This window comes from Haloferax marisrubri (assembly GCF_001469875.2).
GTDB classification, from domain to species: Archaea; Halobacteriota; Halobacteria; order Halobacteriales; family Haloferacaceae; genus Haloferax; species Haloferax marisrubri.
The window spans coordinates 156,061-157,544 of record NZ_LOPW02000016.1; the positions used below are offsets into that span (position 1 = coordinate 156,061).

The 1,484-nt window shown below is 57.4% G+C and carries 1 protein-coding gene and 1 pseudogene; both read right to left on the bottom strand.

The annotated features are described in order from the left end of the window. Nucleotides 1–77 precede the first annotated feature (77 nt). The gene (locus AUR65_RS12105; protein ID WP_058567115.1) at nt 78–959 is read right to left on the bottom strand and encodes a bifunctional DNA primase/polymerase; all 882 of its coding nucleotides are present in this window, start codon (nt 957–959) and stop codon (nt 78–80) included. Beyond that, nucleotides 956–1,484 (bottom strand): annotated as a pseudogene (locus tag AUR65_RS20240) (ATP-binding protein); the annotation flags it as partial. The gene AUR65_RS12105 and the pseudogene AUR65_RS20240, both read right to left, overlap by 4 nt.

Here is a 1,484-nt window from a genome sequence, read left to right on the forward strand (position 1 = left end):
GCGGATGTCACCGTACTCAGGAGGAAGTGCCGCAACTCGATACGACATCTCCTCGTCGTCGGTGGGGGTACTCTGACTCATTCGCCGACCACCTCCGGCGTCGCCGATCGGACGTCGAAACCCCGACTTTCGATGGGTTGAACGATACTGCAGACGTCGGCGTGGAGTGAAAAGGGCAGGCGTGCGACACGCCGCCGGTCGGCTGTCACGACAGGGTCGATAGGGATGTCGTAGGTCTCTAAGAGAAGGTCGTTCAGCACCTCGCGACTCTGTTCGTCGTATCGATGTGCAAGGTCCGTATCGAGGAGATAGACGTGCACTCCCTGTCCACTATACACGACCACCGTTTCCTCGGCGTTGAAGTCCTCCTCAAAGATGTCTCGTACCTCGAATCCGTATTCGATAGCGCGGTCGATATCCTTGAAGGCATACGGATAGCCTGCGGGCTCGGCGTCGAGAATACCGGCGGCGACGAGGAGTGTCTCGTTGTCTTGGTCGCCGTCCTCGGAGACTGTATCCGTGGCTCGTTGCCGAGCGATTTCTTTCGCGTCGATATCGACGAGCAGCACCCATGGCCGTTCCCAGTGATCCAGCGCATAGTAGACGGCTTCAGGGAGTGGATTTGATTTCTCGAGGACCGCCGGGTCAGCGAGTGCGAAGTTGCTCTGACCGAGGGGATCATTGCGAGCAGGGTGCTGAATGAACTCCACAACGTCCTCAAAGCTGCTGAACTCGGGAGTCGTCCGCTTACCGGATCGATTCGTCTGCCATGTGTCCCGGCGGATGAAGTCCTTATCAGGGACGTCGTCCTTGCGAACCGGGTGTGGGTCTCGAAAAGCGACAGCATACTGTTTTGGCCCGTCTGCTGTGATGAACTCGGGAAGGTCGTCAACGTACTGGGGAAACTCTTCGGCGTAGTAGGAGTAGATCTCTTCACGGGTTGCCTGTCGCCAAGTCATAGGTTGACCTCCTGTTTGAGATTCGTGAAGCCTCGAACCGTGGTCATGCCTGCTGCATCAAATTCGCTGATTGCGTCTTTGATGTTCGAGAACGACCGTGCTGCCCGGCCGCTAACACTTTCTTCGATTCGATCCGCTTCGGCAAGTCTATCGAGCACCTCAATGGCAGTCTGGCGACTGTTGAACGCCCAAATCGCGTCGGCATCCACCAGACTGAGCTTGTCGTAGTCGTCGACCGGTGCGTGGCTGTTGTTGCTCGGGAGTTCAGCTTCGCCGACCCAAACGAGTTCGCCAGCGTCGTTGAACGCAGCCACGTCAAACACCGTCCTGTCGTCGTATTCGTAGTACGGTTCGACGCGAACGACATCGTCCTGCTGTTGGAGCCACTGTTCGAGGAGGCGAACGCCGACCTTGTGTGGTGTTTTCTCTCCGATATCGCCTTTCCTAGGACCAACTTGGAGCTTCTGTCCGAGCAGTTCCCGCCCTGCCGGGAGGACAGTATAGTACTTTTGACCGGCTGCAGAC

Coding starts and splice junctions, on each gene's coding strand:
- AUR65_RS12105 (WP_058567115.1), bottom strand. CDS start 959: ATGACTTGGCGACAGGCAACCCGTGAAGAGATCTACTCCTACTACGCC.